This window comes from Cylindrospermum stagnale PCC 7417, assembly GCF_000317535.1.
Classification (GTDB): Bacteria; Cyanobacteriota; Cyanobacteriia; order Cyanobacteriales; family Nostocaceae; genus Cylindrospermum; species Cylindrospermum stagnale.
In genome coordinates, this window is sequence record NC_020050.1 from 189,055 (window position 1) to 214,521 (window position 25,467).

The following is a 25,467-nucleotide window of genomic DNA, read 5'->3' on the forward strand; positions in this document are numbered from 1 at the left end:
ATCATCTAGGAGCGATAGCTTGTTTATCGGCAACAGAAAACACTAATTTTAGTTATACATGAGAATAAAAAGGTGAAACAAATAGAGGTAATAACCCTCTTTCATCAAAGTAGAGTCAAACCTTAAATCTTCGTTATCTGTATCCTCAAACAAAAATTCGTAGATTTATCCAAAAGTGATGAAAGAGGATTACTATAAAAGATTCCTCTTGTTATGTGATTAGCTAGCTTGACGCTTACTTACTTTTGCAAAGTTGGAATGCTTAATATCCTGTTGTTCAGATATTGTAAAAGCAGTAGGAGCGAATTCTCTAATAATTGGTGTGATAATTTCTGGTGCAAGCTCTAAACGATGCTTAATTTGTGCTTGCAACCAGGCTAACGGAACGCTTTTACCGTTGACTTTTTGTTTGATAATTAAGTCAGAATTTGGTTTTGAAGCTTTTTTTAAGGCACTAGCGATTTTTCTGGCTGTCCGTAGGTCAATTTTGTCTATGTCAATGCTCACAAAATTTTGTGGCTCAGGTTTTAGTTCTAATGACAAGTAGTTAGGTTCTTGATGTAGATGTTCATGTTCTCTCTTGATATGTTTATCAGTATCACCAGATTCTAAATCAGATTGAGCAGATGTTGTTTTGATGGTTGGAGATTGTAAATTTAATGGAACTTGATGCCATAAATACACCAATCTACCAATTAAATCAATTACCATCAAACAGCCGTATAAAGTAGTAATACCAATGATGAGAAAAGTCAAAATCTGTTGAGTATTCATCTTATTTGTTTTGTAACCTTTGTTGACCATTTAATTCATAATTAAAGAAGCGTTCGCTTCTGTTAGCTTCTATTAAACACAAATATCCCCAATCTAAGATTCCAGACTGGGGATAGATGGTGAATTTTAGAACAAGCTGATTTGCACCGTTGAATTTGATGAAGGTTGAGAAGTTGGAGTGCTTTGGGTCGAATCTAAATTTGGCTTGGCATTTACACGACGTTTACCCCATCCCTCTTGTGCTGCGTGTTTAACTACACTGCGTCGAATCGACTTACTCAAATAGTTGAACTCGTTTTGAACCTGATTGAATTGGACAACGCGATTACCCCCAGCACTGTAGGTAGCACCATCACCTACTAATTCAAAAAAGCTGTTGCAACCAGGTGGTAACTTATTGTGTTTGATTAGCACTTCATTACCAACCCAAAGATAAAGGTCAGCATAGTCCCTATGTAAAGGTGCGTCGTAAGTTGCAGGCATCATATAAGTGAGAACTTCTGTAGGTGTACTGGAAACACCAACTTGATTTTGTTCGTATTCTGTGCAAATCAGTTCTAAACGATCTTGAATACAAGCAAACTTGAGCCATTGGGGAACAGTGTCACTCCAGGAACTGCCATGAATAACTAACGGGCCTGCTAGATAGCGAATATGGTGTAGGGAAAATTCAGCTATTTCCAAAAGGCACGCTAATAATTCTTTAGGTGTGTTTAAACTTGCCAGAATTTGCACCATTTTTAATGTGTTGGATGGCAGTTTAGCACTGTGAGCATCACTGATAGCAGCCATCATTTCTGGCGGAATAAAATTTATTTGCTCCATTTGTCATCTCGATATAAGCGCATCACCAAAAATAGCCAATCGGCTAAAAATTTCATGTCCAATAGGTTGATGCTGAGGTTAGGTGAATCCTTTTATGCTGGCATTAGTGGAGTTTTTTAGGTGATACCAATGAATAATGAACCCACACTTAAGCAAAGTCTCGATAATGAAGACAGTGGTGGTTATCAGTCAGCCGCTGGCTATCAATCTGAAGGCTACGGTATTGAAAAAGCAAGTTCAGGAGATAGTAGTAATCCCTGGCAAACAGACCAATTTAGGGATGGTTATCAAGAGAATGTTTTTGAAGTTAACTTTGGGGATACATCTTACACCGAATCGGCTGTTAACCCCAATCCTCAATTACCAGGATATAGTTCTAGTTCGGGGTACAAGTCCAAGACTCGTCAACAGTCAGCATCGCCAGAGTTAGAGTTATAAATCGTAAGCATAGTATACCTAACGGCAGGCTCTGTCAACATCTATCAGCACTCAGCTAATACCCAGTAATTGCTCAATTCAGAAGTGTTGCTCTAAGAAACCTGATACTAAGCAATTAGCTATCATTGGTTAGATTTCAGCCTTTTTGTTTTGCTGCACACCACGTCGTTGCCGTTAGGAATAAGATATTGTCATACCTGCTGCTAGGCATAACCTGACGTCTGAATGCTTACTATAAATCATTTTTTCACTGAAACTTACACTCCACAATTGAGATCAAATATAGTTTTGATTTCAATACCATTCAGCTAAAACACTAAAATCAACATTTGCATAGGTTGGTTTGACGCCAGGAGACCCAATATTATCAAAACTTTTGTTGGGTTACACTATCACTTAACTCAAATTACCATTTTATTAATTGAATCGAATTGGTTATTAGTCTATCAAATACTCTCAAATACTCTGCTGATGGATTTGGGGAAATTATCTGGACAAAACTAGACAAATGTCGCCTGAACAGCGGGTTTTGATAGTCAATTTGTTGCAAGAATTTTATTAATGATTCCCGTCAAAATGCACTCCTAATTTCTGTGCAGCATAGAGGATTTTAGATTCGGCTGTCTAGTTTTATTAAAACAAATTAAGCGGGTGTAATTATTGTGATTTTAGAATCTGAATTATGAACATTCCAAAGGCATGGATATTTGTTTTAGTTGTCATTAGTTTTATTATTTACAGTGTTGTTGCACAAGCTACAATCAACACATTTGGTGATGGCAATTTACCGACTCGAATTGTAGAAGTTGCAAATCCTCAGTCTCGACTACCCGCTACTAAAGTTTTGCTACCAGACTGGAGCCGCATTTCTCTTAGTCAACTGCCAGGTATTAGTCAATCTGGTACAATTGATGGCAGCCCCTACAGTCAAGCACTGGGTTATGACCTGAGTCGCACTTGGAATGTGGGTATGACTCCTGACCAGTATTTGAAGCTGGGAGATATCAGTGAAGCATTGCAGACAGAAGAGTTTTCTTTGCAAGCAATTGCTCTACGCACAGTACCAGAGGCGAACGCAGACATTAATAGTACAAATTTAAACGAAATTGCCTTGAGTGAGTTTCCCCTGGCCGGGGAGCAGACATTAAGTCATTTAGCTCAGGTTGTTCCAGGGTTAGATCAGACAGAAGTAAAAGATATTGCACCTGTTACCACCCTACTCAAATCTAAGGGAATTGCTGCATCTAATTTAACACTATCTCAGGTGCTGGCACAGTATGAAGTTGGGCAAATGAAGCTGGAAGAAATCGACTTATCAAAGTTTTCTATCTCTTCAATTCCTAATTTAGACGCCGTACCAATCCAAGATTTTACCAATTGGATGAATAGCAATGTTTCGGATATTCCTGGTTTGGGACAAGTGCCTTTAGCATCGATGCCTAATCCCATCACTGAAATCGGTAACTTGGTAATGCGGATTGATGGGGTTTATGGGCCAGCAGAAAATCGGCGTAACAACACGATTTCAGGTTCAGACGTGCAAGGGTTTTCTCTGCCTTGTAACCAAAAATACTGCGCTTACTTAGAATTGGATGATTTGGAAAATGCAGGTCGTAGCGATCACCGAAGGTGGGCGTTCCGCCATCGCAATTTACTCGAAGGTAAGCAGTGGATTTCCGGGAAATACCAAGAGGTTGAGGGCGGACGGGGTATCCTGAAGGCAGTTAACAACGGTCGGGAACCAACAGGACGTTTACCGTTTGGTAAAGCTTTTAAAGTTGTGGTGATGGAACCGGATGAAACCACAGATACAGTAGATACGGCTTTATACTTTCGTTTCTGCGCTTGGCGAATGGGTTGCACACCTTATTTTATCGGGCCTGTTCCTTTTTTCAGCTACAAGGTTAATGCTTTGATGTTTGTGGGCAATTTAAACACTGGGAATAAGCAGAGTCTCAAGAATAGTTCTACACCAACAGGTGCAAAAAGGGAGGTGCGAAGCAATCCTAGTCACAGTAGCACGGTGACAAGTCAAATTAATCATTGCACATTCAGCAGTGCTAATCGTCCTATTGTCAATCAATCATTTTACGGTATTAATTTGCGCTTACTAGGAAATGCAATTGCCCAAATTGAAAGTGCTGGTAGTGGGGATTACAAAGCTATCGGTGTGCATACTTGCGCGGATGGCGGTTTAAACTGTGGTCGCGCTCTCGGTCGCTACCAGTTCATGAGTTACAACCCCTATGCAGTGCGGTTAATTGCTGCCAAGCCAGGAGGTGAAGAGTTTCTTAAGCGAGTGAAACAAGGTTATAAACCTACTGAAGCTGAACTGTTTGAGTTCTTTCCGACCGCTGACCAAGATAGGGCATTTATGGCTGATATAGCCAATAAAATTCAAGTAACTCAAGGGGAAATCGACCCCACGACAGGACAACAATTTACTGGTAAACGTCTGATTGAACGAGTAGCTCAAAAGCATTTCGGTGGTGATTACAGCAAAGTTGATGCAAGTAGCTCGGATGTTTTTGGTCGTCTTAGCCTTAAAGATTACGGCAAAACTGCTTTAGCTCTCTATGACAATAATAACAGCGATAACGGAACGTTGACCTGCATTCCTAGTTTCACTTCTAGTAACGCTTCGCAGAATTTAAAATTCAAAATGCACAAAGCTTATGATATAGGCTTTTTGTTTTTTTTGAATGGTAGCTTTATTTCCGCCGTGACGTACTAGATACTTTAGCGATGCTCAAAATCCTGTTAGAGGATGTTTTAAAAGGGTCTTTTTGTCTTATGGTGGGCACAATGGCGTATCTCAGTACATGGCTAAAACCTTGATTTAACGTTGGGTTTGACCCAAGTCGGAAGGGTAGAATTATACCTTCAAGGACTTTTAAAATATCCTCTTAAGGAGAGGTAGAAAATAACTTTTCACGACAAATAAATTAGCCTGAGCAGTGTTTCCTCCGCGCTCTAAAAAGTTGCGGTTTCCATACTTAACACAGTGATTTTTATGACTAATTTATCCACAACCTCTGTATCCTATGAGCAAGAGACAAAGGAAATTTTTGATGCTGAGTTGCATTCAAAAATGCAGTTAGGACAAGCGGCGGAAAGAATGGGGGTTTCTCCTTCTTTAGTCTCTTCTAGCCAGTCTCAACAACTGAAGACAACGGCATATCAATTACCTGAACCTCCCATGAGGGTGCGTTACTGGGTGTATTGGTTTCGCGTTGGTTTAAGTATCTTTTTGCTGCTTTCGGTTCTGATTAGCTTAGGGGGCTGTAGCTTAAATGCGGCAACCGTTACTTGGAACAAAGCTGTTAACGTTGTTTCCACTCCTGTCGTGGAACAGGTGATTGTAGAAAATACAGAGTTGAATGCCAAAGTATCTGCTAAAAATATACTGGCTTGGAGTGTGGAAGGAAAAGACGGCAAGTTCACAGTTTTTAATTTTAACAATCCTGATGTTTGCGGTGCTTTAGGATGCCTGTATACTGGTTATTGGCTAAGACAGAATCAACCAATTACTAAGGTATTCTTGAGTTACTTGAATCCCAATCTGCCACCAGGTAAGCATTTATTACAAGTGGGAGAGAACCGAGGTCAGGCATTACCGTGCATTAAGGTACTGCAAACAGAGCAAGAGCAACTACGCCAATTAAATTTTTGTTTCAATGGCGATCGCTATCAACTTGCTGATAGTCAGCTTTTCACAAGAAAATCGCCAAACGGCAACCAAGCCACTCAATACGGTTCGGATCAGGTTGATAATTGACATGGTTATCAAGAATTGAACGTAAGAATCGACCTTTTGGGAATTCTAAAAGGTCGATTTTTGGTGAACCGAACGATATTGGGTGAAAACAAGATTCTGAAAGCCGCTCTCTAGCGTTAGCTGACCAATTTTGGACAGTTTTTTCCCTAGGGTAGCCTAGCCACTTGGCTTGATTACAGTGGAGTTCGTGCCAACAACGGTTAAAACCGCAGCTAGGAAAAAACTCTGCCATAGTCTTTAGGACTAAAGCTGCGTGTCACAATAAACATCGATTGTAGGGTGCGTCAGACTCGATAAATCTGGCAAATAAACAGATTTTTGACATCTGACGCACCCTACTAATGTGCCAGTTGCGTAAGTCCTGGTCTTGTTAGCTAAGGCAGGGTATTTTTATCCGCACTATAGTTGCATTGGGCTATTCCTCATCATCCAGTTCATCGTCTTCCTCATAATCATCAACGTCTAACTCAGCTTCCAAATCGTCGGTTTCATCAAGGAAATCTTCATCGTCAATAAGTTGAATTTTCCGAGGTGGCTTGGTTGCTGGTTTAGATTTACGGACGCTTTGAGTTTTGTTCCTGTTCTTGTTTGGTGGCAAGACTTCCACGTCTACAGATACCGATTCTCCCGGTAAAGTAGGTAGAGATTGCGGTTCATTGAAACCTGCGATCGCATTATGTTGTTGCCAAATTAAACTTTTAGCTGTGACTGTACCCAAATACAGTTGCGGCAGATTTTCAACTGTGGGTTTAGTGTAAGCTACAGTCTTGCAACAGTTGTGTTTATTCTTACCTTCACCTTCTTTTACCGCTTTAAACTCAACTTCCAGTACACCTAAACTCCGCCATTTATCACTTTTACCACTAAATGGCACTTGGAAATAATCAGCGAAGGTTTTCTCTAATGAACGGTAAAATTCCTCACGTACTGATTTAAAACTCCAAAGAGCCACGTTTTTAAACCGGACTACAACAGGAGTAGTATGTAATGGCTGATTCTTGTCATCAAGAAGCATTAGTGCGTGTTCTGAACACACATCCATCGTTTTCTTGTCAAGGCTATGTTTATAATCATCATAAAGTCCAACAAACGAACCACCCAAGTCTTCAACATCTGATTTATAGCGGATATACTCTGGTGCAAAAGCTAAAACCAGTAACCGACCTTCAGTAATTAATAGTCCGGTAACATCTTCAGTTAAAGTGACAGTAGTTAGGTCGTCTTCTCCAGGCATTTCAAGCCAACCAGCTTTTTCTAACTGGTCTTCTGGAATCAAAAGTCCAGCAGGTTTATCGTTAACGACAATGCCATAGGGAAGAATCGGTTTGCGAACCTGGTTATAATTATCATTGAATAGTTCTGGGTCTATTTCAAATTCTGTTCCTTCAAAGTCATAAGCGTCAGTATCAGTTGCTTTAGCTTTGGCAGATTTAGGTTTGGAAGCAGCAGTTTTGGCTGTAGATTGATTGGTACGATGAGAATTATTGGTAGCTTTTGATTTAACCATTGGACTGCATAAATATCATTGCCCAAAGCATGAGGCGTTAGCCTCAAAACTTAGTTGCTACCTTGCCTAAAATTGTAGCAGTTTTAAATGCTGAAAAATGCAGAATCTTTCCTAATTTAATTCGTTACGAACTTATAAAATCCTTGTTCAGACTCTTTCTACACAGATTCTCATACTTCTCGGATTCGGATAAGGATTAAGCAGTACTGATATTATTGAAAATAAGTGACTATTTTATGACTCCAGTTATCTGTAAATTGGTTTATTTGAAGGGAACTTTGAACCAAATTTTTTAATACCTCTAAGATTACTTCTATTTAGGATAGTGGTAAATATCTAATGATACTAAAGCCTGAAAACCTTATTTGGCAAGAGTTGAACAGCAAAACATCACTATATTCTCTACCACTATAGGAATAATATTTGATTCCTGAAATTATTTGCATAGGCAGGCAAGAGGCACTCATGCAAGAGGCAAAGGGATTCTAGACGATTAAGGTGTACCGAGTTTTTTTTAAATCAAATATGAGTCCTATATTCACAATCTTTTCGAGTAGGCAGTTCTGATAATTGCAACTAAATTGCTCCTATTTGCTGCCTAACCCACGCACGAAATGCTTTCATTGTCGCATTTCTACCATCAGTTTTACTCAGCATCAAATATTTAGGAATTGCTTGACAAATTGGTAGATTTGTAAAAATCGAACTGGTATTTGATTCTACATACTTACCATCTACTAACAGGTTTATTTCCAACTTTCTTCCATTCCATCGCCACAGTTCCGGTACTCTTAAAGCTTGATAATTATTGAAACGAGTGCGGGAGGTAATATCAATTTCAATGGCCAAATCTGGAGGCGGGTCTGTTTCTAAATTGATTCTATCTTGTCCCCTAACCCTAGCTTCATTTTGGATATAAAAACAATCATCTGGCTCTACCCCAGCATCCATGTTTTCTCTATCAAAAGTTGTAGAACCCAAACTCCAAAATTCCAGATCGAGTTCTTCTAATAAGGCTTTTACCAAGTCCCCAATAATAACTTTAGCTACTTCATGCTCTGGTAATGGAGCCATTATTTCCAGCACCCCTTGACTGTAACCTATCTTATAATTGCGATGCTCTCCAAATTCTGCCAAAATACGTTTGTATGCAGACCAAGAGATATCTTTAATCAACAACTGATGACCGGGTTTAACAATTAGTTGGTTGAGTTCAAGTAACATACTCAATTTTTTCCTTTTTCTTAACCTAACTTAGCCCAATCAGTATTTCTCCAGTATAGTTCATATTTAAGATGAAGTTAACATTCATGTTCAGTATGTAGCTGAAAATAGAGTATATTTCTTTACTGTTGCAGTTATCTAATTTCTCCCATAAGGATTTATTGGACAGGTTTAACAGTAACGACTCATAAAGCTGTCATGTATCTGACACTCCTCTAGAAATAGAGTTTCTAATACCAATTCTATGTGAAGCTGTGCCAAATAAATTTTGTAGAGACTTTCCATGTAACGTCTCTACAACAACGGATAAATTGGGGTAAAAGTAGCGAAGCTGTCACCAGCCGCCACGTAATGGCTGAAAAGATTACTGTTGTCGGTGGAAGGATAAGATTGCCGTTTTTACGTGCTTATGCTTCCAATTGATTTCGGCAAAATTATGCTTCCAAATAAACAAGCGTGCCATTCATTCCGGTATAGATCATGTTCATTCATAGCCGAGAGAGCTTTGAACATCACGTAAAGTCTTCTTAGCATACCAACTCAGCATGACTCCTGGCCTAGTGAGAAGCTTAGTCACCCTAGCTTGAGTCGGCTTGTGTCCTGTTTCATGAAGAAATTGAGCAATATCAATAATTTCTTGGCATATGCGTTCTCTTTTCTCTTGCCCACTAGCTTTCTGGTACTCTTTATACCGCTTAGAGATTTCGCGAGAAAGTTCAGAGAAATATCGGTATAAATAGCTGTTATTTTTATAGCCAAGTCGTCGATTAATGGAAAGAAGTGAAGGAGGTGGAAATTCTTTGAGTGCTGCTTCCAGAATAGGTTGTATTTTTTGCTGTTGACTTACCTTTCTGTACTCAGTATGTCTAATTTTTATTTCCTCACATAAAGAAGGAAAATGATATTGTAGAACTAAAGGACGATATCTCAAACGAAGTGCCACATTTTCCAAAGAAGGTGCAAGATATTCCTTGAGTACCTCTGTTAGAACTACATTTAAAACTTGTTTTCTCTCCAAATCTAAGTGCTTATAAGATTTTCTTGGCTGCTTAACTACATTCAGTTCCGTTTCCAGAAAAATGTTTTTTGAGTCAGCTAATAATACGTCTGTTGTTAAGAAATCTAACAGCGATATTTCCAAATAGTGAGTTAAAACCAAAAGATTATCAATTTGAGGTATTACTTCTCCTTTACACCACAAACCAATTGTTGCCTTATTCATCCCAGATTGCCGAGAAAATGCAGGGATACTAGATTTCAAAACTTGCAAAATGTAGGTAGAAATTGTATTACTAACTTTCTGAAGATTAGGAGGAGAATTGAGAGTAGGTGTTACTGCAACTAGCTCTCCCAAATTGTTAACTATATTCAATTGCCGATTCTGTTCTGCTTCTGACTTTATCTGGCTTGTGACAACAGTTTTGTGTCGGTTATTTCCCAGCCATTTACCACATTTATTACAGTGTCCGGTTCGGGAGTCCCCAGAAATTGTCAGTTGTTGTTGATGACAGTAAGGACACTGCTCTTGCAACGGTTGATGATGGTAAGGACAGACTTGGGCAGTATTGATAGACCAGAGAAGTGGTTCATAAACGCTTGTGTGATTGTCATGCCATTCTTGGTAGCATTTGGGACACCAAGCCCGGTGACGACGGAGCAAGCCTCTTTTAGAAATGACCTGCGCCCAAGGTAACAGGGTAAGGTAGTGCAAGTCCAAACGCCTAGTTAGAGCAGACATTGCACCCACAAGATTAGTTGCCATCAACCCTGTTCCATTAAACGCTGTTCTATCTCTGCCAGTCCCAAATACTTTGCTAATACTTTCATCTTGCAATTTTGCTTCTTTGCCCATAAGTGGGGCAATTTCGGTTATAGTCAACCGTCTAACAGTGACGCAATGTTCATGAGCAAGTCTTTGCACATAGCCTGTTAAGCTTTCTACATCAGGAGTTCCTATACCAATTGGCTCTAGATGATATAAGCGACTTCTTTGTGGGATGGCAGTTTTCTCAATATCCCACGACGGGTAAAGTTTGAGCGTCTCGGAGAGCATATTACTGATTGCCTACTTGATGCCGCTTGGGTTTGGGTTGTCCAGGTTTTCTTCTTAAACGTCCTTTTTGAGTACCTAATTGTAGAGTTTTCAATGTCTGTGACTCCGAATCATCTGCAACGGCTCCTAAAGATGGCAAACCAAGTTCTGCACGCAGTTGAGAAACTTCTGCTTCAATTTGTGCATGATTGTTTTCACCTTCCTTAATTTTCTTGAGAATGTTCCGGCATTGGGCAACAGATAGGGCACGCCGTTCTAAATGTTGAATTTTAACGGTGTTCGCACCTTCAGTCATGGCATCGAAGAGCGCATTCTGAAACCAATTTTTGAGAATCCCTACGCAGCCGAGACTTCGCTCATAACAGTAATCCCAATGAGAAACTAAATCCGGCTCCTCAACAAGGGGCATATTCAGTTGAAAACCCCACACCACGCTTTGAAATATCTCCCTGTCCTGGGTGCAGTCAGCACGGTAGCGGGGAAAGTGTACATAGGCACTACGCCGACTCAATTGATCCCCTACATCGTGTAAGGTGAGCAGTTCATAGGTGCCAACTAACCCATGCACAACACTTGTTCTATTGGCAAGGGACTTAATAGCTTCTGGTAAATCTGTGAGCTTGCGCCCGGAAGCTATCATCAGCATGTGATGAGCTTCATCAATAAAAAAAATTTTGGGTTTACGATGCTTGAGAGCTTGTTCTAATGCCCATCCCAAGTCAGTTTCAATAACTTTTGATTCAATAACAATTTGCCCATTGCTATTACGATATATACCTCGCGTCCCATAGTCTATTTTCTGGTCAATTAATGGTTCATGAAGGGCAAATAAGCAGCGTTTGATATGATCTTTTGAATTGAAAAGTCCAGATTTTTGAACTACTGCCTCAACTGATGCAACTGGCAACCAACCTCTGTCAGCTTCTAATTCGTGTTGGTTCGTCTCAATCAGCCACTTTTCAATCAGCAGCCGCAGGGTTGTTTTACCAACTCCAGTTGGCCCGTAAATAAAAATAACTCGTGATTCACCAGAATTACTAACCAAAAGCTTGAGTAAATTGAAGGTTTCTTCTAACCGAGGGTGTGCCATTGTATAGTTATCGAAGAAAGCCAACCGCACTAGCGGTGATTGCAACAGTAGAGATTGAGGGAATTTAGAGGATTTAGACATGATTAATAAGAATCGAAAGATTGAAGCCGATGAGGTTTAATCGCTATATTTTCGGATGTAGGAGACGATTCTGAGTTATTATTGTTAATCTCTTCTGCGATATTCAATTGCTCCAAAAAACTTTCTTTTTGCCTGACTCCATTAATAACTTGAAATACTTCCTTACCTTGAGCATCTCGCAAACGTTGCGTGAGTAAAACTTCCTCTGCTTCAGCAGTTGATAAAAATTCCGCTAACTTTTTAGCTCTCACTGTTAATTGTTTGTCATGGTTAGAGTTACGCTTTTGTAACTCAGCAGTCGCCAGCCAAATTTCTTTTTCTGAGCGTCCTTTGAAAATTGCATAATATTCACTAATACATTTAACCCATTGACCACGGATATAGGCATAGGCAATTCCAACATCAAACGGGTCATATCTGGCTTCTACATCAGTTTTCTGGATTAAAGGGTCACGAAAGGCTGAATTCCAGTAGTGAATGCTCCTTATTTGTATCCCTTTAGCTGGATGCACTTTTACCTTCCCGGATTGTGTCGTTGGTAAGGTTAAAATTCTCCAGGTTTCGTCATTAGGTATTAGTCGGTGAGCGCGACTTCCGTACTGGGATATTCCTGAAGTAAAAGCCTGTTTTGGAGAAATTCCTAATGCCGGATGTTCTGTTGTGTCGTACTCAGAGTAAGCCCATTCGCAGAGATATAAATACAATAAGCCAAGTGTCCAAACTGCCAAATTTTTAGGATTGACAGATTTGGTCATCAACCTAATTTTTTTAGTAATCTGTGTATTACCAGCCAAGTTGTAGAGCAACTGGGTGTTTGCCGTTCCAAATAGGCGTTCACAAACTCCACTAAATCGAGAAGCAGCAGGAGGACGATGTTTGAGTGTACACTCAAACAAAGCCAACAAGCTCTCAAAATAGTTACTGTGAAACTCTTTGCCGTTGTCCGTCACAATTATTTGGGGTAGGCGAGAGTGACGCATCACGCAAATCCGCAGCACCATCATGCAGCTGCGGTAGCTGGGAGGGTCAAAAGTCAAATAAACCGCCAGTATTGAACGACTGTAAGCATCCACCAAAAATGTTGCCCAAGGTCTGCCAAGAACTTGACCTGTAAGTGAACACCGTAACTCTATATCCATTTTTGTGTGGTCAATATGACCAACCTCAAAAGGGCGGTCTCCGTGACGCGGTGTCGTTAGCTCTAATTCCCAGTAAAAAGGTTTTTGTGGGTAGGCAGCCCGATGTCCAACGCGTGCCTTTGTCTGTTCCCAACCACTACGCCGTTTTATTTCGTTAATAAATGTTTTGTAGCTGGGAATTTGGTCTGGGGAAATTCCGGCGCTTACACAGGCATTGCTAAAAGCTCCATAGACTTCATACTTGCGCTTCTGTTTGTGCGTTTCGTAGGCTTGTGTTATGAACTTGTCTATTAATTCTAAGGTCTGTTGGGGTAGCTTTCGGTTGCGGTTGCCTTTTTTATTAGAGCAACTCAAAAGCCCGATATACCCATAGCCGAATTTTTGTTGTGCTTGCCGATATTTGGTTAACCAATCCCTTAAGGTACGTTCTGATATTGTGGAATTCTCTAGTGGTTGTCCCAGCAATATTGGTTCAATACTTCTGTAGCGGTGATTAGCCTCTTCTAAATCTTTTGAACTGGCTTGGAGCAGAATAGACTTTATTTGGTCATCGTTACAGTTGGACTGTTGGAGTTGAGAAGCTGTGATTTTTCCTTGCCGAATTTTACTTTCAAACTCAGAAATGGGCAAATCAATAAAGTCTCCTTCTCTGGCACGCAAAGTAATCTCGGTATGACCAATTTGAACCACGTTGTAGCTTTGACCATCCCAATTAATTGGCGTGTTGGGAATCAAATTTATAACTGGGGAACTGATAGAATCAGCGATGGTCTGCGACGAAACCATCAAGTTGTAAGTTGTTCCCGAAAGTTGGTCACAAAAAACTCTGCACCGTTCTGGCTCAACCAAGAGGGTTGCCTTTAAATCCACATAAATTTTTTCAGTGGCAACCAGTTGGTAAATTTCATCTGCACTAACTTTATTAGCTTTATATAGCAATTCCCGAAGAGTTATTCCAGGTTGTTCCTGAATTATTGCTCTTATAAGTTGTGTTTGATTCGGATTTATACTATCAACACAATTTCGGTAATAGTCTTCTAGGAAGGTAATGTTGCGATATAGAACCCAATTAATTTGGTCATCTGACTGGATGTGAAAGTCAAATCCAAACTGCGCTGCGTGTTCAGATGCTGGTGGCGAATACCACTTCAAATCTTCTCCCTTACTGTAACGATGGGGGTGTTTAAAAATCAGCGATTTGAGTTCACTTAGAGTTTTACACTCTACCCAACCAGCACTGTTTGTTCTGATGACAAAAAAGTCTGGGGTGTAAAAGAATCCAATATTTCGCCCAGAGACTCCTTGATAATTAATCTTGAATGCAGGGGGTTGGTCGTAAAATTCTAAGATATCTTCATCATGCTCCAGTGAGTAAATGAAGGGAAGCTCGACTTTGTGGGACTCAAATTGGATGGTTTGCCCCATCTTTTTACTGGGGTAAAAACCTGACACATTTTTTCTCCCTCCTCCTACACGCCGTGCAGGTTCTTTTGAACGGATGTCGGCGAGAGTTTTGCGCCCTAGTAGCGATAGGTTTTGACGACTACACCAGCTATCAAACTCGTCAGGTGTGAGCATTTTTTCTCCCCCTGAAATTTGAATTGAAGACGCAACTCACAACATATGTCTTGTTGTTATAGCAGTGGTAGGAGTGCTGTCACCCAATTCATTGCTCTCGACACTGGTCTGAGCGCTTCAGTTCATTGTAATTCTTACTACCGATTTGAAATCTTAAGAAAGTACATTTTTGGCAAGCTTATGGTAACAATTTTGCTTGACGGCAATATTATGGTTCTAATTGCTGAAAAATGACTAAAAGTGTCTAACGGACACATCAGCATTTCAGCCACTGTAGCGGCAATATTATGGTTCCAGGCGTGGCAATCTTATCCTTCCACCGACACAAAGGTTACAGCCGTCGCGTGGCGGCTGGTGACAGCTTCGCTACTTTTACCCCAAATTGCATCTTCATCAAGAAACGGTATAACACCTCAAAAAAATATCCAAAAGGTCAATTCCCTAGCTTTGACTTGGTAGCTAAAATTTCTGGTAAACGCAATTTTCATCGTTATGAGCCTTTACCAGAAAAATCTACCAGACAACCAGATGACGGCTAACTCGACATTAATTGAGGTGTCATCTTTAAGAGCACCCCTAGCCAGTATTGACTTTGGCAAGTTATTTCAACAGTATAACAATCCCCAAGGTTGGATGATGGTTGGCGGAATGTTGGTAGTTTTACTGTTGTTGCAAATCAGTGGTACTGGTAAAGGCAAAATCACTACTGGTAGGGTGTGCGGTACTGCCGAGAAACTAGCAGCAACTAACCTAGCACTCAAGCACATCGAGGAGCATAAACACAATAAAGTTACTCTGTGGTCTGGTACTCCTCGCTATTGGGTAAAAGGCAAGTGGCGGGGGTTGCTGGCTAATCTGCAAACTATGCTTGGTGCTGCACCTACAGTTTGGTTTCCCAATGCCGAAAGGGGAACACTGGTAATAGGTGCGCCTGGGTCTGGGAAAACTTACTCAACCATAGACCGGATGTTAGAAAGTGCGATGCAGCAAGGTTTCCCAATTTTACTTTACGACAAGAAGGGCGACCAGATGCGATTACACGCACCCCTAGCTGCACGTTATGGCTACAAAGTACGAGTATTTGCCCCCGGTGAACCCTTTAGCGGTGTTATTAATCCCTTGGATTATATGCGTGATGCACGGGATGGGGTGATGGCGGGGGAAATTGGACAAGTGATTAACCGCAATGCTGCTAGTGGTGGTAAAAGTGATGAGTTCTTTGCTAAAGCTGGGGACTTGTTAGCTAAAGCACTATTGCAGTTAGTTAAGGGTTCACCTTACCCAGATATGGCGATGCTTTATGCTGTGCTGCGGTTGCCAAAATTGGTGCAGCGTCTTGACCATGCGGTACAGTCTCAAAGGTTGGATGAATGGGTGGCAACTTCGTTTATTCAATTTTTGAGTGCCAAGGATGCAGAGAAGACTATTTCCGGGATTTTGACGACAGCAGCAGGTACTTTCTCATCTTTCATTCAAGCTGACTTGCTGAGGGCATTTATCGGTAAATCAGATATTCCCACTAAGTTGTCAGGTAGAGAAATGGTGGTGTTCAAGCTGGATGATGAACGCCGCAGTGTGGTTGGCCCTCTGTTGGCAGCTGCAATGCACTTGATGATTGTTGGTAATTTGAGCCGTCCCCGCAAAGACCCGTTGATTATTTCTTTGGATGAGTTGCCATCAATTAAGCTAGACCGGCTGCCACAATGGATTAATGAATATCGTTCTAATGGTGCTTGTTTTATTCTGGGTATCCAAAGTTTAGAGCAACTTTACGATATTTATGGGGATAAAATGGGAAGTGCGATCGCATCGGCTTGCAGTACCCACGTTTTGTTCAACCCTGGTAACTACAAAACGGCTGAGGATTACTCAAAGCGTTACGGTGAGAAAGAAGTGCTGATTAAAAATCGTACCACGGGGCGATCGCTTGGCGGACAAATGAGCCGTTCCATTAGCTGGAGTGAGAATTTGCAAAAGATGCCTGTCATCAGTGCTGACGAAATTTTGAAGTTTCCGCAAGGTAAGTGCGTAATTACCAGTCCTGGGTATGGTTCAGGGGGACAAGCTTCTATTCCTTATCCTTTAATTATTCCTGTGTCGAAAGCCGATGAACAACGAGCCAAGGAAAGTGAGGCTCTTTGGGACACACAAGTTAGACCTGCTTTGTCAAGTCAGGTGACAATTCCTGATATTAAAATGCTAACACAAGCATTACATGAACGGATTGAGGAAGCAGGGCGGATGTTGCCATTGCCAGATGAAGATGTAGCAACAGCACAGGAATCTAGTAGTAGTGAACCTGATGTTTTGGACAATTTTACTAGGCGAGTTTATCAAACACCAGGATTGCAAGGATAAGAGGTTGGTAGCTTTTTAAAAGCAAAATATTGTTGGATTTTGGGTTGCTCACGGCGTAGAATATTCAGTGCTTGCTGCTGGATTTAGACAGATTTTTTTCGCTTGTTTAGGTTGTATTTTCCCAGTTTAATTCGGTGTTATAAGCTATCGTGTCTGTAATTTTCCAAAGCATTACAGAGTTACCAAAAATTAATACTGAATCTCATTAAGAGAATATCACCTTTTGCTCTTAACTTTCTTCAGTGCTGCTTGTCGTATTTCTGCATTGAGCAAATAACCAAAACCTACCTTTTCTAAACGCAGCACAAATTCCTCTCGTGTATTGCCCAATTTACTAGCTGTAGCATCCAAATTCCAATTATGCTCCGCTAACTGACTCAGCAAATAAACTCGGCGAGTCTGCATTCCTGATAATCGGTAAGTCTTCAAGTACTCCAATTCACCATTTTCTCGAATAATCGCTTCCCCAATATGATTTTCTTCCTTGGGGTTGAGGTCAGTAATAAATCGTTGTAACATGAAGGAACCAGCAGTATAGACTTTTTGGGAAATTAACTTGCGTCCTAACAGTCCATCTGCCATGAAACCCTGAAACGATGCCCAATCTGAACGCATATCTTGTACTGCTGCTCTCAAAGCTGTTAAATCATTAATTTTCGACTCATCTAAAGATACACTCATGGGGAAAGTAGTATCGTGCAGTAAAGCGTATTGATATAATAATTCACCATAAAAATCTTCTAACAAGCTATTGTGCAAAAGCCGATAATCCTCTGGTGTCGGGACTACAAAAGCTGATGCTAATGCTTCGGCAACAAATACCAATACCCCAACCTGTCCTGAGTGAATTTCAAATACCCGCAAAGCATCTTCAAGTCCAGCAATATAACGTCCACTAAAAGAGCTTTCCATTCGGCTACCTAGCCCATGAGAAAGGGCATATTTAGAATATTCACTCCAGGCAATATCAGGGCCAGAAAAAAACATTGATAAAAACCCTTCCATTGCCAAGTGCAGTGGCAAAAATCTCAGTTGATTACTAGATTCCCGCTTCACCATCCGGTGCATCAACCGCACACTGGCACAACCATAGTTGAGCTGCTTACCATCTGTTTTAAAAAGCTGTCCCCCAAAAGCCCCCACAGGACTGCCGTCATCAGTCCAAGACAACACTAGTCCGTGAGGAATATAGGAAAAATATTTCATGCCTGGTGCTGTCATTTCTCCTGCTAAGGAAACAACTGCTAAATCTTCATCGTAGCTACGACGCAGCAAGCGCAAGTCGTTACGTACTTGATGGCGCAATAATGGCACAATACGCACTGCTCCGCGTATTTGAGAAGGAGCAATTTCTAGCCCTTTGAGTGATATATCTGCTAACAGTTTGCTTTTGGATGCCATAAGGTAAGTAAAATTACTCGTATATTTCCTTTTTTTTCTTCTCTCTAGCAAATCAAGGATGCAAAATCAAAAAATGTTTAATTAATTTTGCATAATTAATTGTCAATCAAGATTTAATTTTTAATTGTTTAAGTAGGTGAACGTGAGATAACCAAAATGTGTAACATTTTGTAAAATTGCCTTGATGCGTTATTCTGGTTGAGTTTTAGCTATTTTACAAAACGATATATATTTTGTTTTTTCTCCGTCTACCTACTTAACAGTCCTGGAGTTTGGGAGTTTTTGTTGCTGTACCGCTTAACATCTGCTTTACTCGCTCTGCTAAATATGCTTCCAGTTCGGCTAAAGATGCAGAACCTTCAGCAAACCGAGCAAAACCCAACATCGTAGGTAAATCTTCTGCATCTCGTAATCCTACTGTGGGAATTGCGGGACTCAGGGGATGTAAAGAAAAGTCATCAGCATTGTAGACAGGATTGCAATGAATAATGGAAGTTTTTTGTTTAGAGTCTAAACGATGACGATATACACGCAAAATTTCCGATGCTCCACTGGGAGGGTCGTTTTCCCAACCATCAGTTACAAGTACTACCAAATCTGCACCCCAGTCCAAAGCATCCAGTAGTGGTGTAGCTAGGTCTGTTTGTCCACAAGGTAGAATCAGCAGTGGATCACTGGTTGATGCTGTCCAAAACGCTTGGTATTCCTGGGATGCAGCTTTTAGTAGGTAATGAGCAGCTAAGGCTACCCCTAGAGGACGACGATGTTTTTCGGTTGAACCTGAACTGGAGTAACTGCAATCCAGGACTGCGGCTACTCGTCCTAGTTTGAGGGGTGATTTTCTTAATGTGAAGGCAGCAGATTTCTCTAATGCTTGGTTTAAGATATCCCACTGTTGTTTGCGAGTATCCAATGGCAAGGATAGGATATAGAGGGCCAAACGAGTTAGAGGGAGACGACCTAAATTGATGTCGATTTCTACTTCTGTGCGGTTGGCTGAACTTTGAAAGCGCAATTTTTCATTCAAGGTCATTTGCTCTTGAATACGGGATAAAAAGACCTCTCGCTTAATTCCATGTTTCGCTGCTAAACCTTCGGCAACTGTAAAGGGTAGTTGATAAATTGCTTGAGCGCTATAGTGTGCTTGGCGAAATGTCTCGAATAATTCTGTTTGATAAACTTGCTGCTTCCATTTTCCAAAGAGAAAATTACCTAATTCCCCTGGTAGGCTTAGGTGAGCATGGGAGGCGATCGCTCGAAATTTGGAGCGATACTTTACAGCATCAAAGTTTATGTCACGTTTTTGCTGGAGATAATCACGTGCGATCGCTCTGCTACGACGATTATTAATACTTCTTTTCCGTAATTGTTGCAGTACGTCCCAACCTCGTTGTGGTGGTAAGGCTGTTAATGCTGCGGCAATTAATGCACCTTCTTCTTGGCGATGTTCTGGAGGTGTATGTTTTCCTGTTGCTAGTAACTTGAGGATAATCTGCGCTTGGTTGAAGTGGTTAATCCCTGCTGCCAATGTTCGGGTATAGAGTAAGCGGTAATTACCTAAAATATAGTCGTGCAAAAAGTCAATAGATACGCGCTGCCCATAACTATCACCGTAGAATTCACGCTGTCCTGTGCAAGCGAGGCAGGCATTAATGAACATGACTAAATCTTCCCTTGCCACTTGCTGATGTTGGTTAGCCCAATTAATGTCCATTTTTGGCATAGTGGCTTTCTTTGAAGGGGGTACTGTTCGGGGAATGACGGCACGACAAGCTAGGATAGCATTACAGGCTAGGTTCGGAAGTCGCACCAAAGTCCCGCAAACAGTATTAATCACTATTTTACGTTCTCAATTAGAAAATGGCTATAGGAATCCAACTTGAATCTTACTAAGTATACTGAGGTTCTAAGCTCTATCACGCAAGGCTTCGATTTTCTCAGATGCATCAAAAATTCATTCAATAGAAATCCTATAGTAGTTAAAGTAACGGGAGCAAATTCATGAGATACGCCCTGAATTTACCCATACGCAACTTGCACAGATAACTTTTACGGCACTAGTACACAGCAAGTGCTGTTATTTATCAACATTGTTTTGCCACACCTCTTTGAGAAACTTTTTTAACTCTTCTAAAATCACAGGTAAATCGCTATCAATTTCTTGGGTTTCTTGCCCCTTTGTAATTCGATGGAATAGACGACCTCGACTGTCAAAACCAATTTTATCCGCAACTGCCATAAAGATTGAGTAGTCTTTTGGTACTGGTAAATCCCCACCTTTACGTTTAAGAATCAAAAAGCTGGTGACAATTCCTAATCCACATTCTACCTGAAAATTTTCAGAAGGTAACTGAACGGAAGCAATTAGCAAAGCCATATCTTCTAATAGCCATCTGCGAAAATATGCTTGGTTAGATGAAGAAAGAATCCCGTTAGACACCAAAACACAGACGATTTCACCAGGTTGCACTTGATTTAAGCATTGTTCTACAAATAAGCATTCCTGCTCTACTTGGGTTTTCAACTTAGATGTGATAACGTAGCTTCCGTTTTCTTGTTCTTGCCATTTGTAAGCCATTTCAAATCGAGCTAGTTCTAAATCTGAAGCAGGATTAATTTTGCAATAAGGAGGATTGGCAAGTGCTACAGTAGGTAAGGAAATTGGCAGAGGAGGATTAATAACACAATTTTGAAACAGTTGTTTCCAATCATTAATTGTACTTTTCATCAGAATAAACTCCCTTGCAACGTATTTACTGTTTTGTTTTTTTCGTATTTAATGCCATTAATAATTAAGCTATTACTTCGCCGAGGCTTAGGTGTCGATGCTGGAATTTCGTATGTTAAATTTGGTCGTATAAAAGAAATACCTCTACCAGTCAAGGTGTCACCTATTATTAAATCTCCACCTAAACTAGGAATAGGCAATGCGTAACCGTTCAGGGGGTATAAAGAAGACGAAAAACCATCCTCAAAATCAAGCAATAAAATTAGGCCGCATTCAACAAGTCAGAATCATCAGAACAAGTAGCAGTTTCTGGAAGTAAAGAAGGTGCAGTTTTAGCACCACGAGCCGCAACAACAGCCTGAGTCATAAACTCCAAAACATTGCGCTTTTGGGACTTGAGAGTTGTCAACACAGTTAACATCCGAGCCACAAAAACACTACCAGCCTGAGTTTGAGAGCCAAAACTAGTCCGTCGCCAGATTACAGCAGGACGAATAGCTCGTTCAGCAGCATTATTAGTGGGTTCGACACTAACAGTTGTCACAAATAACCACATCGCTGACTCAACTTTGAGCAGTTGACGACAAGTGCGAACTGTTTTTGCCAAGGGTGTTTTTTCCCGTGCTGTAATCTGGTATTCGTCAGCTTCAAGCAACGTGGCTCTGATGGATGAGCGAATCTCCTGAACCAACTCCACAAAATCACCACGAGATAAAGTACCATCTCGGACTCGATGCCAAAGTTCAAACAACTTCTCTTGTTGTTTCACCAGAATTGTTCCCAATTCTGCCGAGACTCCAGAACGTTCCGATATTTTGATAAATTCCCGACGCAGATGCGCCCAACACAATTGCCGTCGTTCTAAATCTACCCAGTTGTAAGCCCCATGACGGTCAGAGTTCAAAATTCCCCTGAAGTTTTCACCCAATAAATTTTTTGCCCCTTGGGTACAACGGGTCAGGGCTATTTCAAAAAATGTAACTAGGGGGGTGACTGCAACCCATAACCAGGCTCTTCGTTGTTCAGGATTAAAGCCGTCAATATTTCCTTGATTAAAGCTGGTTTCATCCGCTCCGACGATGTTTGCGTTTTGAATATATAGTTTGGCTTCATCTACACAGGTTGCCACGGCATTACTCGCTTCCAGCCGCAGTCTGTTGACGGTTCCCAATGATATTGAGATTCCAAATACTTCTTGCATGGCACTTTGTACCATTCTTTGACTATTGCGGTACACTCCACTCAGAAGTGCCACTAGTGCTACTACTCTGACTCCGTAACCACTTGGGTTCACATCTTCTGGTAATATGGCACGGGTCTTAGTGCCACATCCTATACAGGTCAATTGATGCAAACGATGCTCGATGACTATGGGACTAATGGGTGGAATTTCTACTATCTGATGCCGATAGGGGTTTGTGTCAACTCCCGTAAGGGTGGCTCCACAATTACCGCATTCTTCTGGATGATGATCTATTACTGAGCTACATTCTTCGATTGGGTACAAGTCCCGACTATTTCCTTTGTGACCGGGCTGACCCCCTCGCTTTTTACCGCTTTTTGTCTTTTGCCACTTTTTTCCAAATCCTGGTGGGTCACTTGAGGGTGGTGATGATGAGTTAACGGAAGTCCGATTGATTTTTTCTAATAATTGTTCTTGAACACTCAGGACTTCCGTTAGTTTCTTTGACTGTTGTTCTATTTGCTGCGCCATCTCCTCCACCAGTTTTTTGACACTGGTTGGAGTCTTTCCCCAATCTTCTGCGGGTATCTGCTCTACATGATTTAGGCGCTTTTGTTCCATATCTCTGAATTTATCAGATTTTGGGGTCATCTTTAACGATCGCTCTTCTAACCCCCTGAACGGTTACGGCAATGCAAAATAGGGAGCATAAAGCATGAAGTTTAAACTCGCTATTTTCATTAGCAGTACATCCAATTCCCAGCCTGTCAAACTAATGGCATAATTTGACATCTCCAATGCTAATCTTCCCGTACCTAGTGCAGGTTCGTAAACATGAACTGGTGGTCGAATAGTAGAACTGGAAACTGTTGCAATAGCCATTGCTCTTGCTGTCCAAGTAGGAGTAGGATAAAACTTCGCTCTTGATTGCCCGTAGCGTTCAGTAGCTAATAAATGACCTAAATAGTCGAAAGGACAAGTTATTAAAAGCTTTAATTGCAATTCTTTCACAAGGCGGTTTTCTGCACCAGCACATCCTTCTGGTTCTGGAGAATTTATAGTAATACTGGGATGCCCTAAAGCATAAAGTAACCAGTCAGTGAAATAGGGAATGAACCTGACAAAACTACCATATCCACTTTTGGGAATAGCTTGCAGACAGCTTTTTACCATCTGCAAAGCTTGAGGATGCCCTAAGTCTAAAAACTCAGTTTGTGGGATTTCTGTAGGTAGTTTTTCAGTTTCCATTGTCCAGCGCCATTGTTCCCACCTACCCTGATATTCATCGTCTAGTTTGAGTAGTTCTGGTAGTAGCCACCCATGTTCACAAGATTTGAGTATCATTGGCATTAGTTATAATCTGTATTTGCCAATGAGTGAGGCATTAGCCTCTTAAATTTTGACTTCCGCAATATCTTCTAAATCAATCATTGAGGATAATTCAGGAATAACTAAATTTGATTGTGGTTTATTTTTTTGAGATTGACTCAGTAATTTAATTAACCATTTTTCAGTCTGCCTATGAGCCTTTTTATTCCAACGTACATCTAATCTTTGGGCTGGTTTAACAGGATGTAATGCTAAAACCACGAGTTGTATTTGGTTAGGTTCTACTGAGTATTGTCTAGCCGTAGTCCACAACTTTACCCGGTCTTGCCAGCTTAAATCTGGATGGCGTGCAGCCCATTCATAAAGTCTAGGGATACCTTGTTTGAAAGCTATATTTGTTAATACTTGAATAAAGTGGTTTTCGTTATTAATCGTTAAAGGTGCAATCACTGGATTATCGACTAATAGCTTCTTGCGAGTTTGAAATATTTCTGGTGCAAGTTCCTCTACTTGAGAAACCCACAAAGCTATTTGAGGATAGGCTTTGAATAAAGGTTCTATAGGAAGTCCTAGAAATATTTGTCTCATCACTAATTGGAAGTTGGTTGCAACTGTAGGGTCGAATGCAGAACTATTTGGATGAGATTTTTGACTTGGAAATAAGAGTGATTGCTGTGTTTTAGTAATTTGTTGAATATCAGCAAGATTAATTATCGGCATGGTTGGGATAAAATTACATCTCTCCCATGCAGCGATAAGCTGCTGTGTTCTTTTTGTGTAAGCATTCAGCTATCAGCAGTCAGCTAAACAGGACAAGTTAGGCTACCTGCTATTAAGAAACTTGATGATTTTAGCTAAGTACCTGTACAAAATTAATTTCCTATCTTTTCATTCTGTGTCCTTCATTAGATAAGGCACACAGGCAAAAGAGAGGTGCAATTTATTTGGCATGAGTACTTATCAGAACTCTTCAGGGCTACTAAAAAATCACACCGGACTGACAGTACAGTGTGGGTAGTTTATTAAGTACCTGGACAGCATTAATTACATATTAGTTATGTACCAATCCTTTGCCATTCAAGGATTTCAGACGAGATTTTTGTGTAATTAATTTCGTCCGATTACTTATGTTAAAGATTCAGACAGCAAGCCCGACATATCTAATACTCGCTCAGACCAAACACCAGACTGTTCTGCAACTTCAGTACGCACTTTTTCATCCACCCAAATGTCATCCCAACTTAATTCCCACATTGCCAGTTGAACTTGAATATTCACCAATTCCTCAGCTTGAAGAGGTTCTATTTCTGCTGCTGTCCACTCGATAAACCACTTGGTTTCTGAAATTATACTGGTCACTGCTTCTTTATAAGCAATATGAGAAAATGATCTAATACGTGCTAAATTAGCAGCTATATGTCCTAAGCGATTTGGTATATTGTTGTCGCGTTGAAAGCGTGCTTGTTTTTCATCTAAATTCTGGTTCATGACCACCTATTAGTCTTTGAGTAATTTGCGTCACACGTTCTCGTATTGCAGGGTCTTGAATTATCATCGAGCGATTATTTTGACGCTTGGCGAATATTAATAATTAACTCGTAAGCCATTTTTTGTGTAAATGGTATCCAGTCTGCACCCCAAATGTCTTTCTGCTTGCTACCATCTTTCAATAATGCTGCTTCGCACTCAGCGTGTTGCTGTCCACCTCCTGCAAGAATCCCTTTCTCTACATCTACTGCTATTTTGATATCAACTTCCAAAGTTTGCAGCATTTCCTCAACTTGTTTGAGAGTCGCACGCTCCTTGATAATAAGTATCAATTTTTTACCTCATTTTCCATATTGTTACTATTTTTTACAACACAACCATAAGATAAAAGGTTGGTTATTTTCGCTTTGCTACAATAGCTCTTTAAATCCTACCCTGTGAGTACGTTGTCGAGGGTAGGTATTGCCGCGAAATAATTTAACAACTAGAAGAT

19 protein-coding genes and 1 pseudogene are annotated in these 25,467 nt (G+C 40.6%); 5 read left to right on the forward strand and 15 right to left on the reverse strand.

The window, feature by feature from the left end; all coding sequences use genetic code 11:
* Positions 1-219: 219 nt before the first annotated feature.
* Together CYLST_RS32655 and CYLST_RS30390 are read right to left on the reverse strand one after the other, a co-directional pair.
* On the reverse strand, positions 220-774 hold the full coding sequence (locus CYLST_RS32655) for a hypothetical protein (protein ID WP_157162741.1): 555 nt from the start codon (positions 772-774) through the stop codon (positions 220-222).
* A 126-nt stretch (positions 775-900) separates the two neighbouring features.
* Positions 901-1,599 (reverse strand): hypothetical protein, encoded by a 699-nt coding sequence (locus tag CYLST_RS30390; RefSeq protein WP_015328375.1) that lies wholly within the window; start codon positions 1,597-1,599, stop codon positions 901-903.
* Positions 1,600-1,728: 129 nt separating this feature from the next.
* Between CYLST_RS30390 and CYLST_RS30395 the strand changes: the two genes are divergently transcribed.
* The 3 genes from CYLST_RS30395 to CYLST_RS30405 all read left to right on the forward strand — a co-directional run bounded on the left by CYLST_RS30395 (position 1,729) and on the right by CYLST_RS30405 (position 5,815).
* Positions 1,729-2,037 (forward strand): hypothetical protein, encoded by a 309-nt coding sequence (locus CYLST_RS30395; RefSeq protein ID WP_015328376.1) that lies wholly within the window; start codon positions 1,729-1,731, stop codon positions 2,035-2,037.
* A gap of 682 nt (positions 2,038-2,719) precedes the next feature.
* Positions 2,720-4,771 carry a hypothetical protein gene (locus CYLST_RS30400; protein ID WP_015328377.1) on the forward strand — a complete coding sequence of 684 codons (2,052 nt, stop codon included), beginning with the start codon at positions 2,720-2,722 and terminating at the stop codon, positions 4,769-4,771.
* A 279-nt stretch (positions 4,772-5,050) separates the two neighbouring features.
* Positions 5,051-5,815 carry a hypothetical protein gene (locus CYLST_RS30405; protein ID WP_015328378.1) on the forward strand — a complete coding sequence of 255 codons (765 nt, stop codon included), beginning with the start codon at positions 5,051-5,053 and terminating at the stop codon, positions 5,813-5,815.
* Positions 5,816-6,230: 415 nt separating this feature from the next.
* Here CYLST_RS30405 and CYLST_RS30410 read toward each other — a convergent pair whose 3' ends face one another.
* The 5 genes from CYLST_RS30410 to CYLST_RS30430 form a co-directional block, all read right to left on the reverse strand.
* Positions 6,231-7,322 (reverse strand): DUF5895 domain-containing protein, encoded by a 1,092-nt coding sequence (locus CYLST_RS30410; RefSeq protein WP_015328380.1) that lies wholly within the window; start codon positions 7,320-7,322, stop codon positions 6,231-6,233.
* A gap of 576 nt (positions 7,323-7,898) precedes the next feature.
* Positions 7,899-8,546: a Uma2 family endonuclease gene (locus tag CYLST_RS30415; protein ID WP_015328381.1), complete on the reverse strand. Its 648-nt coding sequence runs from the start codon at positions 8,544-8,546 to the stop codon at positions 7,899-7,901.
* A 484-nt stretch (positions 8,547-9,030) separates the two neighbouring features.
* Positions 9,031-10,599, reverse strand: a complete 1,569-nt coding sequence (locus tag CYLST_RS30420; RefSeq protein WP_015207966.1) for a TniQ family protein — start codon at positions 10,597-10,599, stop codon at positions 9,031-9,033.
* 1 nt (position 10,600) lies between these two features.
* Positions 10,601-11,770, reverse strand: coding sequence for an AAA family ATPase (locus CYLST_RS30425; RefSeq protein ID WP_015207965.1), 1,170 nt, complete (start codon positions 11,768-11,770; stop codon positions 10,601-10,603).
* A 2-nt stretch (positions 11,771-11,772) separates the two neighbouring features.
* Positions 11,773-14,487, reverse strand: a complete 2,715-nt coding sequence (locus tag CYLST_RS30430; RefSeq protein ID WP_015207964.1) for a TnsA endonuclease C-terminal domain-containing protein — start codon at positions 14,485-14,487, stop codon at positions 11,773-11,775.
* A 287-nt stretch (positions 14,488-14,774) separates the two neighbouring features.
* Between CYLST_RS30430 and CYLST_RS34980 the strand changes: the two genes are divergently transcribed.
* A complete protein-coding gene (locus CYLST_RS34980) occupies positions 14,775-15,026 on the forward strand; it encodes a hypothetical protein (protein ID WP_015328382.1) in 252 nt (83 codons plus the stop codon).
* Complete coding sequence (locus tag CYLST_RS30435) at positions 14,980-16,845, forward strand: type IV secretory system conjugative DNA transfer family protein (RefSeq protein WP_015328383.1); 1,866 nt, start codon at positions 14,980-14,982, stop codon at positions 16,843-16,845. The genes CYLST_RS34980 and CYLST_RS30435 overlap by 47 nt, the downstream gene beginning before the upstream one ends.
* 216 nt (positions 16,846-17,061) lie before the next feature.
* Here CYLST_RS30435 and CYLST_RS30440 read toward each other — a convergent pair whose 3' ends face one another.
* From CYLST_RS30440 to CYLST_RS30475, 8 genes and pseudogenes are all read right to left on the reverse strand, one after another.
* Complete coding sequence (locus CYLST_RS30440; RefSeq protein ID WP_015328384.1) at positions 17,062-18,246, reverse strand: ARPP-2 domain-containing protein; 1,185 nt, start codon at positions 18,244-18,246, stop codon at positions 17,062-17,064.
* 256 nt (positions 18,247-18,502) lie between these two features.
* Positions 18,503-19,960 carry a hypothetical protein gene (locus CYLST_RS30445; protein WP_041234100.1) on the reverse strand — a complete coding sequence of 486 codons (1,458 nt, stop codon included), beginning with the start codon at positions 19,958-19,960 and terminating at the stop codon, positions 18,503-18,505.
* Positions 19,961-20,323: 363 nt separating this feature from the next.
* Positions 20,324-20,974, reverse strand: a complete 651-nt coding sequence (locus CYLST_RS30450) for an N-6 DNA methylase (protein WP_041234101.1) — start codon at positions 20,972-20,974, stop codon at positions 20,324-20,326.
* Positions 20,975-21,236: 262 nt separating this feature from the next.
* Positions 21,237-22,778 (reverse strand): IS66 family transposase, encoded by a 1,542-nt coding sequence (gene tnpC / locus CYLST_RS30455; RefSeq protein WP_015328387.1) that lies wholly within the window; start codon positions 22,776-22,778, stop codon positions 21,237-21,239.
* Positions 22,779-22,841: 63 nt separating this feature from the next.
* Complete coding sequence (locus tag CYLST_RS30460) at positions 22,842-23,507, reverse strand: hypothetical protein (protein WP_015328388.1); 666 nt, start codon at positions 23,505-23,507, stop codon at positions 22,842-22,844.
* Positions 23,508-23,549: 42 nt separating this feature from the next.
* On the reverse strand, positions 23,550-24,206 hold the full coding sequence (locus CYLST_RS30465) for a hypothetical protein (RefSeq protein WP_015328389.1): 657 nt from the start codon (positions 24,204-24,206) through the stop codon (positions 23,550-23,552).
* Positions 24,207-24,611: 405 nt separating this feature from the next.
* On the reverse strand, positions 24,612-24,974 hold the full coding sequence (locus CYLST_RS30470; RefSeq protein WP_015328390.1) for a hypothetical protein: 363 nt from the start codon (positions 24,972-24,974) through the stop codon (positions 24,612-24,614).
* A pseudogene (locus CYLST_RS30475) lies at positions 24,955-25,258 on the reverse strand (DUF5674 family protein). The gene CYLST_RS30470 and the pseudogene CYLST_RS30475 overlap by 20 nt, the downstream one beginning before the upstream one ends.
* Between the last annotated feature and the right edge of the window lie 209 nt (positions 25,259-25,467).

Coding starts and splice junctions, on each gene's coding strand:
- CYLST_RS30395 (WP_015328376.1), top strand. CDS start 1,729: ATGAATAATGAACCCACACTTAAGCAAAGTCTCGATAATGAAGACAGT.
- CYLST_RS30425 (WP_015207965.1), bottom strand. CDS start 11,770: ATGTCTAAATCCTCTAAATTCCCTCAATCTCTACTGTTGCAATCACCG.
- CYLST_RS30410 (WP_015328380.1), bottom strand. CDS start 7,322: ATGGTTAAATCAAAAGCTACCAATAATTCTCATCGTACCAATCAATCT.
- CYLST_RS30440 (WP_015328384.1), bottom strand. CDS start 18,246: ATGGCATCCAAAAGCAAACTGTTAGCAGATATATCACTCAAAGGGCTA.
- CYLST_RS30445 (WP_041234100.1), bottom strand. CDS start 19,960: ATGGACATTAATTGGGCTAACCAACATCAGCAAGTGGCAAGGGAAGAT.
- CYLST_RS30415 (WP_015328381.1), bottom strand. CDS start 8,546: ATGTTACTTGAACTCAACCAACTAATTGTTAAACCCGGTCATCAGTTG.
- CYLST_RS34980 (WP_015328382.1), top strand. CDS start 14,775: ATGGTTCCAGGCGTGGCAATCTTATCCTTCCACCGACACAAAGGTTAC.
- CYLST_RS30405 (WP_015328378.1), top strand. CDS start 5,051: ATGACTAATTTATCCACAACCTCTGTATCCTATGAGCAAGAGACAAAG.
- CYLST_RS30390 (WP_015328375.1), bottom strand. CDS start 1,599: ATGGAGCAAATAAATTTTATTCCGCCAGAAATGATGGCTGCTATCAGT.
- CYLST_RS30460 (WP_015328388.1), bottom strand. CDS start 23,507: ATGCCAATGATACTCAAATCTTGTGAACATGGGTGGCTACTACCAGAA.
- tnpC (WP_015328387.1), bottom strand. CDS start 22,778: ATGGAACAAAAGCGCCTAAATCATGTAGAGCAGATACCCGCAGAAGAT.
- CYLST_RS30470 (WP_015328390.1), bottom strand. CDS start 24,974: ATGAACCAGAATTTAGATGAAAAACAAGCACGCTTTCAACGCGACAAC.
- CYLST_RS30400 (WP_015328377.1), top strand. CDS start 2,720: ATGAACATTCCAAAGGCATGGATATTTGTTTTAGTTGTCATTAGTTTT.
- CYLST_RS32655 (WP_157162741.1), bottom strand. CDS start 774: ATGAATACTCAACAGATTTTGACTTTTCTCATCATTGGTATTACTACT.
- CYLST_RS30420 (WP_015207966.1), bottom strand. CDS start 10,599: ATGCTCTCCGAGACGCTCAAACTTTACCCGTCGTGGGATATTGAGAAA.
- CYLST_RS30450 (WP_041234101.1), bottom strand. CDS start 20,974: ATGAAAAGTACAATTAATGATTGGAAACAACTGTTTCAAAATTGTGTT.
- CYLST_RS30435 (WP_015328383.1), top strand. CDS start 14,980: ATGAGCCTTTACCAGAAAAATCTACCAGACAACCAGATGACGGCTAAC.
- CYLST_RS30465 (WP_015328389.1), bottom strand. CDS start 24,206: ATGCCGATAATTAATCTTGCTGATATTCAACAAATTACTAAAACACAG.
- CYLST_RS30430 (WP_015207964.1), bottom strand. CDS start 14,487: ATGCTCACACCTGACGAGTTTGATAGCTGGTGTAGTCGTCAAAACCTA.